The following is a 15,674-nucleotide window of genomic DNA, read 5'->3' as shown; positions in this document are numbered from 1 at the left end:
AGCTTCTATGCATAACAAGATCCACAAGCGCGACAGCTTGCGCATTGACCCGCCCGAAACTTCATCCGGACGCGCCGATTGGCGGTGCCTGATCGCCCTGACCTGCTTGCTGGCCCCGGCGCCAGGCGCCCTCGCCGCCATCCCCGCCGAATGGAAGAACACGGCATACGCCTATGAAGCCCAGCACAAGCCGTTACGTGAAGTCCTGGAAGATTTTGCCCAGACCTTCGGCACTCAACTCCAGATCGAGGGCCTGCTGGAGGGCAACGTCAACGGCAAGATACGCGCCAATACCCCGCAGTCGCTGCTCGACAGGCTGGGCGTTGAACACCGCTTCCAGTGGTATCTCTACAACAACACCCTGCACATCAGCACCCTCGATCAGCAAGAGTCCGCACGCCTGGAGGTGTCGTCCGAAACCATTGCCGACCTCAAGCAGGCGCTGACCGATATCGGCCTGCTCGACAGTCGTTTCGGCTGGGGCGAATTGCCGGAGGACGGTGTCGTCCTGGTCTCCGGCCCCCGGCGCTATATCGAACAGATCAAGCAGTTCAGCAGCCAGCGCCGTTCACCGGACGAAAAGCAGAGCGTGTTGAGCTATCCGCTCAAGTTCGCCAACGCCGCGGACCGCCAAATGGAATACCGCAACGAAAGAATCACCATCCCCGGCGTGGCTACCATGCTGCGCGGGCTGCTCGACCCACGCAATCCCGCGATGCTCGCCGGCATGACTCAGCGCTCCCCCGCGCAGTCCCAGCCCGCGCCCCTGACGCCGGCGTTCCCGCGCCTGAGCAACCCGCTGCTGGGGCAGATGCTCGGCACACCCGCGCCAACCGGGCCGGTGGACGCCGGCATAGCGCTGACGTCGCGGGCGCCGGTCAACCCCAGCCGAATCCGCGTCGAGGCCGATGTGCGCAACAACGCGATTCTGATCTATGACCTGCCGGAGCGTCAGGGGATGTACCGCGAGCTGATCAGTCAGCTCGACGTGGCGCGCAAACTGGTGGAAATCGACGCCATCATCCTCGACATCGAACGCACCCAATTACGTGAGTTCGGCGTCAACTGGGGCTTTCAAAACAGTCGCTTCCGCGGCGCGGTCAACATGGCGCCCGGCACCTCATCACAATTGTCGATCGAAAACCGCGACCGTTTTTACGCCGACGTGCGCGCCCTGGAAGCGCGCGGGCTGGCAACCATGGTCTCCAACCCATCGGTGCTCACCCTGGAAAACCAACCGGCGGTGATCGACTTCAACCGCACCCAGTACCTGACGGCCGGCAACGAGAACGCGACCATCCTGCCGATCACCGTCGGCACCAGTTTCCAGGTCGTGCCTCGCGTCATCACCAGCCGCGGTGGCCATCAGATCCACCTGGCGGTGGATATCGAAGACGGTAACTTCGACGAGTCCAACCCCGAACGCATCGGCCCCGATGTGCGTCGAGGCAAGGTCAGCACCCAGGCCGTCATGGCGGAAAAACGCTCCCTGGTGGTGGGCGGTTTCCATGTAACGAACAGCGCGGACAAGCAAAACAAGATCCCCTTGCTGGGGGACATTCCGTTGCTGGGCAAAGCGCTGTTCTCTTCGACGGAACGCCAGAACAACCGGCGCGAACGTTTGTTCATTCTCACCCCGCGCGTGATCGGCGATCAGTCCGACCCATCACGTTACTTGCCGCAGGCCGACCAGAGCGAGTTGCAGGCCGCCCTCAAACCCCTGGCACGGCGCTTGGCCCCACATCAGCCGGTGATCAACCGCAGCGACATCACCAGCATCCTGGCGCATCTGGTCAGCGGGCAAGTGCCCAAAGCCTTCAAGGCCGCACCGATGCCGCTGGCGCTGAATACGTTGTGTACCCCTCGCGAGCTATTGGCGCTCAATACCGAGCGCAGCCAGTGGTATGCCGGCCCGCAGTTCAACGTGGCCGTGGTGGTGCTGCGCAATCAGTACAAGCGCAATGTCCGCATCGATGAAAAGGAATGCAGCAACTCCGAGACCCTGGCGGTCACCGTCTGGCCACGCGCCTGGCTCAAGCCGGGCGAAGAAGCCGAAGTGTTCATCGCCATGCGCCCGGTGGTGAAGGATGAACACCTGAGTGTGCCGCGCCCGTCCCTGCTCACGCCAACCCGGAAGACCACGCCATGAAGCCAAGACTGTTGTGCGCCACCCTGATGATTGCCGCGTTGTTCATCAGCGGTTGCACCCCGACCTGCAAAGGGGACTCCTGCTCACGCCCACAATCGACCAGCAATAAATTGGTGATCTGGTGGCCGCCGCACATGCGCGTCGAACCCGGCCCGGCCGGGGAGCGTTCGGACTATCAAACGGTGTCGCTGGAACGATGAACGTCGGGAGGGTGCCGGACGATGAGCGGCATCGGCAGGCATTCTTCGATAGCCTGGTGAGCGGCGATGCCGCTCACCTGCCGTTGTGCCTGGGCATCGCCCTGCACACACGGCACGCCAACGCCCGCCCGGGGTTGGCATTGCACATCAGCCAGGCGGCCTTGCAAGCCGGGCAACTGCAACGCGTGCTGGAGCGCCGCTTCGATCAGGCAGTGGTATTTGATGGCTGCTATATCTACCTCGATGCCCAGGGCGCACTGGTGATCTGGCACGCCCTGCCCGCCGAGCTTCAGGCCGTGGATCAAGTCCTCAGCCGAATGCTGTCGCTGGCCGACCTCGACGCCTTGGATGGTTTTGCCAACCGCTGATCAGCGCTGCTCCAGCTCCGGCAACTCGAGGGTTTCACGCTTGGCCTCATCGTCGAGGTCGCGCAAGGTACGGTAGATCAACGCCACCGCGTGCAAGGTTTCACGCGGAATGCCCGCCCCCAGTTTTGCCTCGTACAGCGTGCGGGCCAACCATACGCATTGAATCACCGGGACATCCGCCGCCTTGGCTCGATCAATCAGCTTACGCGCATTCGCGTCCGTGCCCTTGGCCACCAATTTTGGCAGCGGCGTTTGGCCGGGGCGGTAATACAACGCGACGGCAAAGTGCGTCGGGTTGACCACCAGCATGTCCGACTCCTCCAGCTTGGGCAGCTTGACCTTGGGTTCTTCCTGGGCCAACTGATAAGCCAACGAGCGCCGCTGGCCCTTGACGTGGGGATCGCCCTCCATGTCTTTGTACTCTTTGACCACCTCGACCTGAGTCATACGCATGCGCTTGGCAAAAAAGTACTTCTGCAACGTCAGGTCAATAAGCGCCAGCACCAGCAGCACCCCCAGACACGCATGCAACAAGTGCCGGAAGAGTGTGATCAGCGCGAGGATGTAGCTTTGCAGATCGCTGTTGGCAAGGTTGATCAGGGCGCCCAGCGACGGGCCAATCACCACGTACAGTATCAAGCCCAGGAGCAATGACTTGCCGATGCCCATCAACAAGTTCATGAGGGATTGGGCGGAGAACATCTGCTTGAGCTGGGTGAGCGGGTTCAACCGGTTGAAGTCCAACTTCAGGGATTCGGGGGCGAACAGCAAGCCGAACTGCATCCAACTGCTGATCAGCTTCACCCCGATCGCGACCCCGACCATCAGCAGGCCGAAGGAGAAAAACAACACCAGCGCCTCCGTCAGCACTTCTTCCAGGGCGCGCGCAAAGGGTTGCCCTATGCGCGCCAGCGGCAGTGCGATCATCTGCTGGAAGCGCTGCATGCTGGTGTCGGCCGTGAACAAGGCGATCTCGCTCAAGGCCGTCAGTACCAGCAACTTACCCACGTCCTGGCTCTGCGCGACTTGGCCTTTCTTGCGCTGGTCACGCAGTTTCTTGGCACTGGCGGGGTGTTTCTTTTCCCCTGAGTCACTCATGTAAAAGGCCCCTTGAACAGCAGGCCCAGGGAATGCTTGAGGTCACTCAGCAGCGCCATGCGCCCGACGATCAAGTCCTGCAGCAGGGCGAAATACAGCAGCAGAATACCGATGCCGGCCAGGCATTTGATCGGCGGGGCCAGCGTACTCACCTGCAGTTGCGGGCTGTAGATCCCCAACAGTGCCACGCCGAACTCGAGCAACAGCAGTACGGCGATAAAGGGCGCGGCGTACAGCATCATGTGAGTGAAGGTGTCGCCGACCAACTCGACAAACACACTGAGGCCATTGGCCGCCGGCAACGGAAACCACACGGTCGGCGGCCAGATCAGGTAGCTGTCCCAGATCACCTGGGTCAGTGCGCCCAGGCCCAGGCTGGCCATCAATAAAAAAATCGCCAGTTGCTTGAACAAATGCCCGATCGGCGTGGCGTCGGGGCCCAGCGACGGGTTGAGCTGACCGCCGGCCAAAGCCCCGCGCTGGTTGTCCAACAGCGCCCCGACCGACTCGAACATCCAGAACGGCATCGACAGCAACACCCCCAGCAAAACGCCCAGGATCGCCTCTTTGAGCACCAGTGCGCCCAACATCATCGCGGAGAGTTCCTGCCCCATCAGCGCCGCATGAATACCCGGCGCGGGCATCAACGCCATGACCATCACCACGGCGTGCCTGGGCATGCCGCGAATGTGCTGGAAACAGAACGCCGCGACCAGAAAAGCGCAGGGGTAGATGCGTGCCATGCCAATCAGCAGGCTTGGCAGTAAATCAAGATAGAGCAGCATGGGCACGCCTCAATTCAAGGCCGAACGGGCGATCATGTCGAACGTCAGGTTGATCAACTGGACCAACTCCAGGCCAATCCAACGCCCGGTCACCACCAACGTGACGCCAACGGCGACCAGCTTGACGCCGAAAGGCAGCGTCTGGTCTTGTATCTGCATCAGCGCCTGGATCAGTGACGTCAGGACGCCCACGATCACCGCGACAATCAGCGGCGGCGCCGTCAGCACCACCACCAGCAGCATGCCCTGTTTGAACAGTACGATCGGTTCCATAGGCAGCTCAGAGATAGGAAAGGAACAGGCTGTCCAGCAGCCGCGACCAGCCGGACACCATCACAAACAGCAGTAATTTGAGCGGCAGGGAGATGGTCATGGGCGAAACCATTTGCATCCCCAGCGCCAGCAGCAGGTTGGAGACAATCAGGTCGATCACGATAAAGGGGATGTAGATCAAGAAGCCGATCTCGAACCCCGCCTGCAACTGCGACAACACATACGCCGGGATCAGCAGGATCAGATCTTCGCGCTGGACCTCCTGCGCCATGGCCGGCGGCCACATGCGCGCGGTGTTTTCCAGCAGGTGGGTGAGGATGTCCGGGTCACTGTTGCGCACCATGAACGTCCGCAACGGCTGCACCGCCTCAAGCCCGGTCTGTTGCAGCGTGCTCACGTTGCTCAAGTCCAGGGGCGATACCTTGACGACCTCCGCGATCTCATAGCCCACCGGCGCCATGATGAACAGCGTCGCCGCCAATGCGATGCCGTTGATGGCCATGCTGGGCGGCACCTGCTGCACACCGATCGCGTTGCGGGTGATCATCAGCACAATCACGATCTTCAAGAACGCGGTGCAGACGATCAACAGCATGGGCATCAACGACAAGGCACCCACGAACACGGCCAGGACAATCGGGTCTACGCCTTGAAAACTCATCGGGAAAAAATCACACGAGACATCTGCAACCCCAGGCGACCGTCCACCTCCACCAATTGCCCCACGCCCAGCGGGCGGTCGCCGTAATACAACCCGGCCATGCCCGGCGCATACCCGGAAATGCCCAGCACCGCGCCGGGCGCCAGGTTGCGCAGCTCGCCGAGGGTCAGGTTGAGCGTGCCGCATCGCACATTGAGCGCCATGCTCAGTTCGTCGAACGGTTCATGCCCGAAGACATCCACCACCGGCGTGTCGTCTTCATGCCCTGCATAGGGCGGTGTTGCGAAATCCTCTTCCAAAGGCGCTTCCTCGATCGAAGTAAGGGTCAGGCAGACAGGCCCGGATTCATCATCAATAAACACGCACAGGCGCTGCCTGCCGACCTGCACATGGCCGTTGCCATGGGCTTGGAAATACACCTGCTCGAACATCAGCACATCGCCGGCGCGCAGGCCGCGCAATTGGCTGAGGGGCACGCGCAGGCGCCCGATCGTCACGGGCAGCGCCAACTGAAAACGCGTCGGCATCGGGCTGGCCATGCGGCGCCACGGCCCGGCCTCGCACAACGCCAGAAAGCTCTCGGTCGACAGCCACAGATAGCCCACCACGTGGGAAGCGCCGAGCGTCACGCACAACCGGCAACCGAAGTTCAACGGCCGGGCAGAGGGCAATAGCCGCAGATGCCCCAACAGCGCCCGCACCTGGGCACTCAAATGATGTTGAAACAGGGCCCAGAACCAGGAGTCCGGATCGTTGCCCGCCTGCGCCAACGTCACCGGGCATTCGCCCAGCAAGCTGAATTGCGGCCCCGGCTCACTGAACCCCAATACGCCGCAGGCTGTTTCGAAACAGAGCGGCTGGACGCCCATGGGGGCCGCCCCGGGCTCCAGCCGCAACTCTCCGCGCAGCTCGCCAACCTGGTACGACATGCGCAATCCGCGCCCCAACCGTCGCCGCGCCGCCGCCACATCGCCCTTGACCGTGGGTAACGCCAGGGAGGGCATCATCATGCCAGCGCCGTATGTGCCAAATGCACGCTGACCGGCCGTGCCAGGCTCGCGGCGAGCCTTTGCTCGAACTGTTGCCGTACCCCGCTGAGCCAGCGCGTCGTGCCCTCTCGCTCGGCGCGCAACTCGACCCTCCAGGCGCCCTGCTCTCGGCCGATGCTGCTGTCGATCCGCCCCAGGTGCGGCAAATACAAGACCGCCGTCAGCGGCCACTGCGACACGCCGTCCATCCGCGAAACCAATTGCTCGCTCAACGCATCGACCCTGGCGGTTTCCCCCGAAGCCTTGATTCCGGCCAGGAACTGCCATTGGCTCGCGTCGTCGCTGTCATCATTCAACAACTGGGCAAACAGCCGTTGCTCCCAAGGCGCCAGCGCGTCGATTGCCGGCACACGGTCGCCCCAGAACTCAAGCGGGTACTGGCGCTCAGACGGGTTGACTGAAACGTGGTTCATAGCGGTTCCTGCGCGAGTAAATGGGAGAGTTCTTGGATTTTTTCCACCTGACGCAGACACAAGGTCACGTGCTTTTGCGCACTGCCGACCTGCACCGCCTGCTCTTCGCGTTGCCCTTGCAGGGTCTTCAACTGGCTTTCTTCGCGGCGGGTGCCGGCCGACAAGTGCTGCTCCTTGGCGCTCCAGGTTTTCAGTGCCTTGAAGGTCACCACCTGGCCCTGGTGTTCATTCAACAGTTGCGCGCATTGCCGGGCCTCTTCCTGGCGCGTTTGCTCCAGCGTCTCCTGGGCCTGCTGGATATGCACCACCAGCGTTTGATGCGCCCGCTTGGCCTCGCGCAGCGCCCGCTCGGCGCGGTCTGCGCGGTATCGACGCAAGCGCCGCAAGGTGTCGATGTCACTCGGCAATACTTCAGAAAGGGACATAGGCAGTCAGCTCCATCAGGTGATCCAGGGTCGAGGCGATGGGCGAGGGTTCACGCAGGTCCTGGCGCAGGAAGTCATCCACCGCCTGGCGGCTGTCCACGGCCAGATCGGTCAGCGCATCGTTGCCGGGCTGGTACTCGCCCAACTTGAGCATCAACTCGATCTGCTGGTAAGCCGACAACAGGCGGCGCAACGCCGTGCCCGACTGGATGTGCCCAGGCTCGGCAACGTTGCTCAAAATTCGCGAAAGGCTGGCCAGCACATCCACGGCCGGGTAGTGGCCCCGCTCGGCCAGCTTGCGAGACAGCACGATATGGCCGTCGAGCAGCGAGCGAACTTCATCGGCCACCGGATCGCTCATCGAGTCCTGCTCGATCAGCACGGTGTAGATCGCGGTGATCACGCCTTCGCGCGTCAACCCGGCGCGCTCCACCAAGCGCGGCAACAAGCTGTACACCGACGGCGGCAAACCACCGCGGCCCAACGGTTCGCCGGCGGCCAGGCCGATTTCACGCTGGGCCCTGGCGAAACGGGTCAACGAGTCGATCAGCAACAACACCCGCTTGCCCTTGCGCCGGAAACCTTCGGCCAGCGCCGTCGCCGTGAACGCGGCACGCGCGCGCTCCATGCTGGAGCGGTCGGACGTGGCGCACACCAGCACGGCCTTGGCACGCAACTGGTCATCCAGTTCGTGATCGAGGAACTCGCGCAATTCGCGGCCCCGTTCACCGATCAGGCCGAACACAATCACATCGCATTCCACGTTACGGGCGATCTCGGCCAACAACGTGGTTTTGCCGCAACCCGCGCCGGCGAACAGCCCGACGCGCTGGCCCTCGCCCAACGTCATCAAGCCATCGATCGAGCGCACGCCGGTGGCCAACGCGCGACTGATGCGCGGGCGCTCCGTGGGCAATGGCGCCTCGCACAACACCGTGGTCGCGTCGGGCGTATCCGCCTCGACGAACGCACTGGGGCCCTCGCCGGCAATCGGCCGACCAAAACCATCCAGCACCTGGCCCAACAGCTCGTCGCTGACCCGCACCCGGTGCGGCACCCCCAGGCGCTCCACCGCGGCGCCGACGCGCACCCCCTCCAGATTGCCCAGGGCACTGAGCACCGCATCCTGCTGATCGAACCCGATGATTTCGGCCAACATGTAATCGCCAGGCTTTTTTTCGACCTGGCACAGATCACCGATACGCGCCTGGGGCAGCCGGCACTGCAACAGCATGCCGTTGACACGCTGGATACGCCCACGCATCGACACCGGCGCGAAACGGGCCAGGCCCTGGGACTGAATCAATTGCCACGCGTCGAGACGCTCCTGCACCGTGCCGCTCACCAGCGCACCTCATAGCGTTGCGCGCCGTCGAACACCACCTTGCTGTTGTCGATCAGCACCAGCCGCAGGCCATCCACTTCATCGCCGACGAACAAACGGTCGCCGTGTTCCAACACCACATGACCGCTCGGCCCGCCGACGATCTGCAAGATCTTGAACGGCAGGATGTTGTCACGTACCCGCACACGACTGATCACCGGCACGGCGGTATCGAACTGTTCAGCAAAGCGGCTGAGCATGCGCGCCACGAGTTCGACCTCTTCCTGGGACACATCGCCATTGAGGGCGATCTGCCCATTGATCACCTGCAAGCCGACGCGATGGTCCAGCTCGCGCTCGCCGAGCATCTTGAGCAACTGCTGACGCACCTCGAGCGGTGAACCGAGGTTGGGCTTTTGCGGCTCGACGGGCATCAACGACGCCTGGGCCTCATGCTCGCCGGTGGACGCCATGCCGACCGCCACGATAATCACCGCACACACCAGCAGCAGGCTGATCAGGCGCTTCTGCTGAAACGGCGGGATGGACGACAGCACCAGCGCGGGCGGCGCCTCCTGGCGCGGCTCGGCGGCTGGCGTGACCTGCGCGACCGCCGCCCGGGGCCAAGGCTGGTCGGCCAAGGCGACGCACAGGCGAATGCTGCCCAGCGAAAAAGGCGTATTGAGCGCCAGGTCGGCGATCTGTGCCAGCGCCTGCCCGGTGCTGCTTTGCAACAGCCCGGCTTCCGCCTGCACCGACCAGAACCCGTCGATCAACCGCAGCCGCGCATGATGCTCGACCACACCGGCGTCGGTCAGCAGCAGGTCGGCGTCCGTGTGACAACCCAGGCTCCACTGCTCGCCAAACAACGGCAGCGCAGCGCCCTGATTCAACCCCTCCAACACGCGCAGTTCAAACATCAGCAAGCCCTCCCTGGCGTGGGTATGTACGTTGCACTCATGCTGCCGCTCCTCGCATCAGTTCGTCCTGGCCCAGGTCAAAGCGCCCCAGCACCTTGACCTTCGATGCACTTCCCAGCTCAGCAAACGACAGCACCGGCACATGGCTGAACTCTTCCAACAGCAAGGTCCGCAAGGGACTGCGCAGATCCTGGGCGACCAACATCACGCGCTTGCTTTTGGGCCGCACGGCAAACGCTTGGTTAAGCAGGTTGATCAGCGAAGCGCTGCTGTCGTTATCGAGGGCGAAGAACACCCCGGTCTGGGTCTGGCGCAGTGCCTCGCGCAGCACGTTTTCGGTCTGCGGCGACAACAGCCAGGCATGCAGACCGTCCGCCTCGCTGTACTGGTGGAAAATCTGCGATTTAAGGGCGATGCGCGCATAGTCCGCCAAGGCGTCCGGCTCACGTTCATGCTGGCCGTACTCGATCAGCGACTCGACGATCAGGCGCACGGCACGCAACGGCACGCCTTCGCCCGCGAGGCGCTGCAGCACCGCCGAGAAGCGCGACAGCGGCATGATCCGCTGCAGCTCCTGCACCAGCTCCGGCTGGTTGTGCTCAAGCCAGCCGAGGATCGCCTTGCTCTCCTGAATCCCGAGAAACTGAGGGCCGCTGAGCATCATGGCCTGCTTCATGCGGTCGATGATCAGGCTGGTGGCGCTGAAGCGTTCCAACTGCGGGTCATCCAGCAGCGGATCGTCGGGCGGCAGCCAGAGCCAGTCCTGCTCGTCGCGCTCGGGCAACCCCGGCACCGCGTGGGCCGGCTCGGACGCCAGCGCCTTGCGCTCCACCGCGACGAGCGTGACCACCGACGCCTTGATCATCGGCACTTCGTGAACGCAAAAACGCATCTCATCGTCGGCCAGCGAGGCATCGAGTTCGACCTCGAACGGCGGCAGCGTCAGACCGATATGGGCCACCATCGCGTTACGCGCCTGGCGGATCCCGTGGATCAGTTCCGTGACCTCGGGCGAGCCTTGCAGAACCGGGGAGAACTGCAACAGGTAGGGCCGCGACGGGTCGAACCCACGCAAATCCTCGTCGCCGTTGTCCTCGGGGCGCACCGCCTCGGTGGCTTCGGCTTCGGGCTGTTCCTCGCGTTGGCGTTGGCGCATCAGGTAGTAACCGAGGGCGCCGGTCATCAGCGAAATGAGGATGAACACCACGGTCGGCATGCCAGGCAAGGCGGCGAAAGCCAGCATGCCCACCGACGCGATCATCCAGCTCTTGGGCTCGCTGGTCATCTGCCGGGCAATTTCCGCGCCCATGTTATTGGCACCCTTGCGCCCATCCGGCGCCGCACGGGTGATGATCATGCCGGCGGTCAGGGAGATCAGCAGCGCAGGGATCTGCGCAATCAGGCCGTCCCCGATGGTCAGCACCGAATACAGCGCCATCGAATCGCCGGCGCTCATGCCGTGCTGGAACATGCCGGTGGAAAACCCGCCCAACAGGTTGATCACCACGATGACCAGCCCGGCAATCGCATCGCCCTTGACGAACTTCATGGCGCCGTCCATTGCGCCGAACAACTGGCTCTCGCGGCCCAGTTGCTCACGCTTGTCGCGGGCCTGGCCGCCGTCGATCAAGCCGGCGCGCAGATCGCTGTCGATGGACATCTGCTTGCCCGGCATCGCGTCGAGGCTGAAGCGCGCCGCCACTTCGGCCACCCGTTCCGAGCCCTTGGTAATCACCAGGAAGTTGACGAGCGTGAGGATCATGAAAATCACCAGCCCCACCGCCAGGTTGCCGCCCACCACAAAGTTGCCGAACGCTTCCACGATATCGCCCGCGTCCTGCTCCAACAGGATCAAGCGCGTGGTGGCAATCGACAGCGCCAGGCGAAACATGGTGGTCAACAGCAGAATCGAGGGAAAGGAAGAGAACGCCAACGGCCCGGGCAGGTACAGCGCCAGCACGATCAACAGGCAGGAAATACAGATATTCAGCGCGATCAGAATATCCACCAGCCAGGTCGGCAACGGCACGATGAAGATGAACACAATGGCCATGACCACCACCGCGCCCAAGACTTCGGCACGCCGCGCCACCTTGAGCAACGCAGCGTTGATGGTCGCCAGCACCGTCATGCGTTCCCCCTTGACTCGCCGGCAATGCGGGGGCTGCCCCGCTCCACGCGCGCGAACTCGTCCATCACCAACAAGAATTTGTGCAGCGCCTCCTGGCGCCCCCGGCTGTCACGCCACAAGGTCTGCGGCAGGCGCTGGATCACCGGGTACAGGGCGTTGAGGGACACCAGTTGGCCGCTCGCCAGCTCGCCACCGAGGTCTTCGGCCAGGCGCAATACCTCGCCCGAATCGACACCCGTGGCGGTATACCCCAACAGGCGCTGCAACAGACTCACCGAGTCCTGATCGGTGCTCAGGCGCTGCAGCAATGCCTGGCAATTGGCTAACGCCCCGCCCAACTGAGCGCAGCTTTGCAACCCCAACAGCAGCGTGCGCAACTGCGCCGTGGGCACCGAAGGCGAGTGGGCGGCGATGTCATCGGCCAGGGCCCGGCGCATCACGTTGAGGCCGTCTGCGAAGCGGTCCCCGCCGAACAGCCCCAACAACGATTGCATCATCGAGGTCAGGGATTGGCGCGTGACCACACTGGCGTAATACAGCCCACGCACGGCCTGGCGCTCTTGTGGGTCGCCGGCGGCCTGCTCCAGCACGGCGGCAATGTTCAGGCCGGCCTGGATCTCGCCCCTGTAGCGCACCTGCAACCGATCGATCGCCTCTTGCGCCAAGGCCACGTCGGCGGCGCGGGCTTCGGCTTGCGCGGCCACATACTTGAGCACCACGAACGCCCGCGCCGGGTCGCCGCCGGTCAGCGCCAGCCACTTGTCCGCGCTGACGTTGTGCGCCAGTTGCGAACGCACCCGGCGCGCCATGGACGCGATGGTCTCCTGGGCCGGATGGCCAAGCTGATCATAGAGCCGCACGAGCTGCTCGACGGCAGGCACCGCCAGGCCCATCGAGCGCCGGTTCAACGCTTGATTGTTGAGCGCGACTTCCTGATTGAAAACCTGCGCAACCTCATCGAAACCCGTCGCCACGGCCGCTGTTTTTTCAGGGCTGACGCGGGGTGGGTCCACGCGTTGGAGCGGTTGCACATCGTTGATCGATTCGACTTTCATGGGGCAGGCCAGGACAAAGAGATTGTGTCCCTATGTGGCAAACGCTGGCTTTACGGTTCCAACAAATTTCCCCTCTGCGGTGTTTTGAAATTACCGGCACAAACCCGCCTGGGCTTTTGCAAGAAACCGCACAAAACCCTCTGAACAAAAAATATTTATTTATATAAATCAACACGTTGCGATTTTTTTCTGTTTGGCACAGCCGGTGCTAAAGGGGTTCCCATCGAAACCATTTCGATCGCGCCCACCCTGAGGAAAAAATCATGGATATCCCTATTGGTGCTTTAGCTCACTTTGTTGGCGACTCGCCTCAATTCATGCTCCACCTGACGGACGACCAGCAAAAAAAACTCCGGCGCTTCATCCACAAGCGCGTACTCAACCCGGAAGATGCGGACGATATTCTGCAGTTGACGTACCTGGAGGCCTGGCGCAGCAGGGAGCGTTTCAGCGGCCAGGCAACCCTTAGCACCTGGATGTGCGGCATTGCGCAGAACCTGATCCGCAACCACTTCCGGCGCATGTACGCCAAACCGGTGCATTGCGAATTCGATGAAGCGCTGTGGCACGGCCAGGAAGACAGCCAGAACCTGGATTGGGAGTTCGAGGTCAACCGCCGCCTGGAAAAAACCCTGGTCGCCATCAAGGACCTGCCCACCGAGATGCGCAAAACCCTGTACGCCTCGCTGGAAACCGATGGCAGCTATCAGGACACCGCCGACGCCCTGGACATCCCCATCGGCACCGTGCGTTCACGCCTGTCCCGGGCCCGCGAACACCTCAAGCGCGCCACCCGCAACCCGTTGCAACCGTAGTCCAGCCCTAGCTGGCAACCGTTGGGCGAGAGGGATATCTGCCCAACCGTATCAGACCTTTTTCGTGCGCGGCAGCAAGATCGCCAGCAGCCCGAACAACGGCAAGAACGCGCATAAGCGGTACACGTACTCGATGCCGTGACTGTCCGCCAGGTGCCCCAGCAGCGCCGCCCCGATCCCGCCAAACCCGAACATCAGCCCGAAGAACACCCCGGCGATCATCCCCACATTGCCCGGCACCAACTCCTGCGCGTACACCACAATCGCCGAGAACGCCGAGGCCAGTACAAAGCCGATGATCACGCTGAGCACGCTGGTCCAGAACAGGTCCACATGGGGCATCAACAACGTGAACGGCGCCGCGCCGAGGATCGAAAACCAGATCACCGCCTTGCGCCCGATGCGGTCGCCAATCGGCCCGCCAAAGAACGTGCCCGCCGCCACCGCGCCGAGGAACAGAAACAGGTGCAACTGCGAACTGGCCACCGACAGGTCGAACTTCTCGATCAGGTAAAACGTGAAGTAACTGGTGATGCTCGCCATGTAGAAATACTTGGAAAACACCAGCAGCCCGAGCACCACCAGCGCCGCCATCACGCGCCGTTTCGACAAGCCATGCGTCGCCGCCTGACCGGCCTTGAGCTTGAACAGGTTCAAGTGCGTGCGATACCAGCGGCTGATCGCATACAGCAGCACCAACGCAAAAACCGCGAACAGGCCGAACCAGGCCACATTGCCCTGGCCGAACGGAATGATGATCGCCGCCGCCAACAACGGGCCGAACGCCGAGCCCGCGTTGCCGCCGACCTGGAACGTCGACTGCGCCAGGCCATAGCGCCCGCCCGACGCCAGCCGCGCCACGCGGGACGCCTCGGGGTGAAAAGTCGACGAACCGATCCCGATCAACGCCGCCGCCAGCAAAATCAGCGGGAAGCTGCCGACCTGGGACATCATCACAATCCCCACCAGGGTGCAGACCATCCCGCACGGCAACAGAAACGGCTGGGGATGCCGGTCGGTGTAAAAACCCACCCACGGCTGCAACAGCGACGCGGTGAGCTGGAACGTCAGGGTAATCAACCCGACCTGGGTGAACGTCAGGCCATAGCTGGCCTTGAGCATCGGGTAGATCGAGGGCAGCACCGACTGGATCAAGTCATTGATCAAATGCGCCAGCGCCACCGCGCCGATGATCCGCATGACCAGCGGGCTGGTCTGCCCGGCGGCGGGGGAATTGCTAAGAGCCATAAGAGGGTTCCGTACAGCGGGGGAATGCACAGGTGCAGGTGCGACAATGTGCCACTTTTGCCCATGGCAAGGCTATCCCGTTAGGGAGCTAACGACTGTAGCGGTCACGCTTTGTAAAAGGCCAGCAGGGTGGATCGCTTTAATTTGAAGGATGTTTCCTAGACAATCCCCGGCGCCTTGTGCCTGTGGAAACCGCTGGCTAGTCTTCGATCCGTCACTGGAATCAGTGATCGGGTTTAGCAGCCCGTTTCAATAGACGCATGGTTCATGTCACCGCTTATGGTGGCTGTGCGTGGGGCGCCTTCGGGTGCGCTGGTTTTCCTATTGACCGGTCTGCTAACCCGCGTACAGCTACCACCCCTCGTTTAGCAGCGTGGGGGGTCGCTCTCTCGTTCAATAGGAGCTACACCATGACCAAAGCACTCCCCGATCCCCCGGTCGACTGCCTCGCCGTCAACGAACACCTCAGCTTCGAAGACGCCCAGCTCTACATCGCCCACCTGATCCACAGCGCCTCGGCCACCGTGCTGGACTGCGGCGACCACCTGCCCCCCCACGACCGCGCCAAAATCCACGCCGTGTGGCACCTGCTGGAAATGGCCAAGACCGTGGTCGACCGCTCCATCGACTGCATGCCCCGCACGTCCTGACAGCCAACGCCGATCAAATGTGGGAGACCGGGGCGTGCCATAAAGACCTGCAAATCCCCCTGCCACCCGTCGGCCCAGCCAGGGCTTTTCGTTAAACAATTGAAAGCGTA

General features: G+C 62.7%; 17 protein-coding genes. 5 read left to right on the top strand and 12 right to left on the bottom strand.

Annotated features, from left to right (window positions below):
• Positions 1–7 precede the first annotated feature (7 nt).
• Genes sctC through MOQ67_RS04735 form a run of 3 tightly spaced genes read left to right on the top strand, consistent with a single transcriptional unit; the run spans position 8 to position 2,717 of the window.
• Positions 8–2,149 (top strand): type III secretion system outer membrane ring subunit SctC, encoded by a 2,142-nt coding sequence (sctC, locus tag MOQ67_RS04745; protein ID WP_126587238.1) that lies wholly within the window; start codon positions 8–10, stop codon positions 2,147–2,149.
• Positions 2,146–2,349 carry an HrpT family type III secretion system protein gene (hrpT, locus tag MOQ67_RS04740; protein WP_177031543.1) on the top strand — a complete coding sequence of 68 codons (204 nt, stop codon included), beginning with the start codon at positions 2,146–2,148 and terminating at the stop codon, positions 2,347–2,349. The genes sctC and hrpT overlap by 4 nt, the downstream gene beginning before the upstream one ends.
• Positions 2,346–2,717, top strand: a complete 372-nt coding sequence (locus tag MOQ67_RS04735; protein WP_198717099.1) for a transcriptional regulator — start codon at positions 2,346–2,348, stop codon at positions 2,715–2,717. Before hrpT ends, MOQ67_RS04735 begins: the two co-directional genes overlap by 4 nt.
• Here the strand turns inward: MOQ67_RS04735 and sctU are convergent, their stop codons facing one another.
• From sctU to MOQ67_RS04680, 11 genes are read right to left on the bottom strand one after another with little or no spacing between them, the layout of a single operon-like run.
• Positions 2,718–3,815, bottom strand: a complete 1,098-nt coding sequence (gene sctU / locus MOQ67_RS04730; protein ID WP_017844420.1) for a type III secretion system export apparatus subunit SctU — start codon at positions 3,813–3,815, stop codon at positions 2,718–2,720.
• Positions 3,812–4,600: a type III secretion system export apparatus subunit SctT gene (gene sctT / locus MOQ67_RS04725; RefSeq protein WP_017844421.1), complete on the bottom strand. Its 789-nt coding sequence runs from the start codon at positions 4,598–4,600 to the stop codon at positions 3,812–3,814. The genes sctU and sctT overlap by 4 nt, the downstream gene beginning before the upstream one ends.
• Before the next feature lie 9 nt (positions 4,601–4,609).
• Positions 4,610–4,873 (bottom strand): type III secretion system export apparatus subunit SctS, encoded by a 264-nt coding sequence (sctS, locus tag MOQ67_RS04720; protein WP_017844422.1) that lies wholly within the window; start codon positions 4,871–4,873, stop codon positions 4,610–4,612.
• A 7-nt stretch (positions 4,874–4,880) separates the two neighbouring features.
• On the bottom strand, positions 4,881–5,534 hold the full coding sequence (gene sctR, locus MOQ67_RS04715; RefSeq protein WP_046384774.1) for a type III secretion system export apparatus subunit SctR: 654 nt from the start codon (positions 5,532–5,534) through the stop codon (positions 4,881–4,883).
• Entirely contained in the window at positions 5,531–6,544 is a 1,014-nt protein-coding gene (locus MOQ67_RS04710) for a FliM/FliN family flagellar motor switch protein (protein WP_046488026.1), read from the bottom strand. Before MOQ67_RS04710 ends, sctR begins: the two co-directional genes overlap by 4 nt.
• Positions 6,541–6,996: a type III secretion system HrpP C-terminal domain-containing protein gene (locus MOQ67_RS04705; protein ID WP_046384776.1), complete on the bottom strand. Its 456-nt coding sequence runs from the start codon at positions 6,994–6,996 to the stop codon at positions 6,541–6,543. Before MOQ67_RS04705 ends, MOQ67_RS04710 begins: the two co-directional genes overlap by 4 nt.
• Positions 6,993–7,421 carry a type III secretion system stalk subunit SctO gene (sctO, locus tag MOQ67_RS04700; RefSeq protein ID WP_046384777.1) on the bottom strand — a complete coding sequence of 143 codons (429 nt, stop codon included), beginning with the start codon at positions 7,419–7,421 and terminating at the stop codon, positions 6,993–6,995. Before sctO ends, MOQ67_RS04705 begins: the two co-directional genes overlap by 4 nt.
• A complete protein-coding gene (locus MOQ67_RS04695; protein WP_017844427.1) occupies positions 7,408–8,766 on the bottom strand; it encodes a FliI/YscN family ATPase in 1,359 nt (452 codons plus the stop codon). Before MOQ67_RS04695 ends, sctO begins: the two co-directional genes overlap by 14 nt.
• Complete coding sequence (locus MOQ67_RS04690; protein WP_198717100.1) at positions 8,763–9,665, bottom strand: FHA domain-containing protein; 903 nt, start codon at positions 9,663–9,665, stop codon at positions 8,763–8,765. The genes MOQ67_RS04695 and MOQ67_RS04690 overlap by 4 nt, the downstream gene beginning before the upstream one ends.
• A gap of 37 nt (positions 9,666–9,702) precedes the next feature.
• Positions 9,703–11,796, bottom strand: coding sequence for a type III secretion system export apparatus subunit SctV (gene sctV, locus MOQ67_RS04685; RefSeq protein WP_017844429.1), 2,094 nt, complete (start codon positions 11,794–11,796; stop codon positions 9,703–9,705).
• Positions 11,793–12,851, bottom strand: coding sequence for a TyeA family type III secretion system gatekeeper subunit (locus tag MOQ67_RS04680; RefSeq protein ID WP_102618060.1), 1,059 nt, complete (start codon positions 12,849–12,851; stop codon positions 11,793–11,795). Before MOQ67_RS04680 ends, sctV begins: the two co-directional genes overlap by 4 nt.
• A gap of 263 nt (positions 12,852–13,114) precedes the next feature.
• Between MOQ67_RS04680 and MOQ67_RS04675 the strand changes: the two genes are divergently transcribed.
• Positions 13,115–13,666 carry an RNA polymerase sigma factor gene (locus tag MOQ67_RS04675; protein ID WP_026139726.1) on the top strand — a complete coding sequence of 184 codons (552 nt, stop codon included), beginning with the start codon at positions 13,115–13,117 and terminating at the stop codon, positions 13,664–13,666.
• Positions 13,667–13,717: 51 nt separating this feature from the next.
• Here MOQ67_RS04675 and MOQ67_RS04670 read toward each other — a convergent pair whose 3' ends face one another.
• Positions 13,718–14,914, bottom strand: coding sequence for an MFS transporter (locus MOQ67_RS04670; protein WP_104903978.1), 1,197 nt, complete (start codon positions 14,912–14,914; stop codon positions 13,718–13,720).
• A 410-nt stretch (positions 14,915–15,324) separates the two neighbouring features.
• Between MOQ67_RS04670 and MOQ67_RS04665 the strand changes: the two genes are divergently transcribed.
• The gene (locus tag MOQ67_RS04665) at positions 15,325–15,564 is read left to right on the top strand and encodes a hypothetical protein (protein ID WP_017844433.1); all 240 of its coding nucleotides are present in this window, start codon (positions 15,325–15,327) and stop codon (positions 15,562–15,564) included.
• Positions 15,565–15,674: the final 110 nt, after the last annotated feature.

Source organism: Pseudomonas sp. LY-1 (assembly GCF_053502595.1).
Note: the sequence above shows the minus strand (reverse complement) of the source record. Positions and strands in the feature narration are given on the sequence as shown.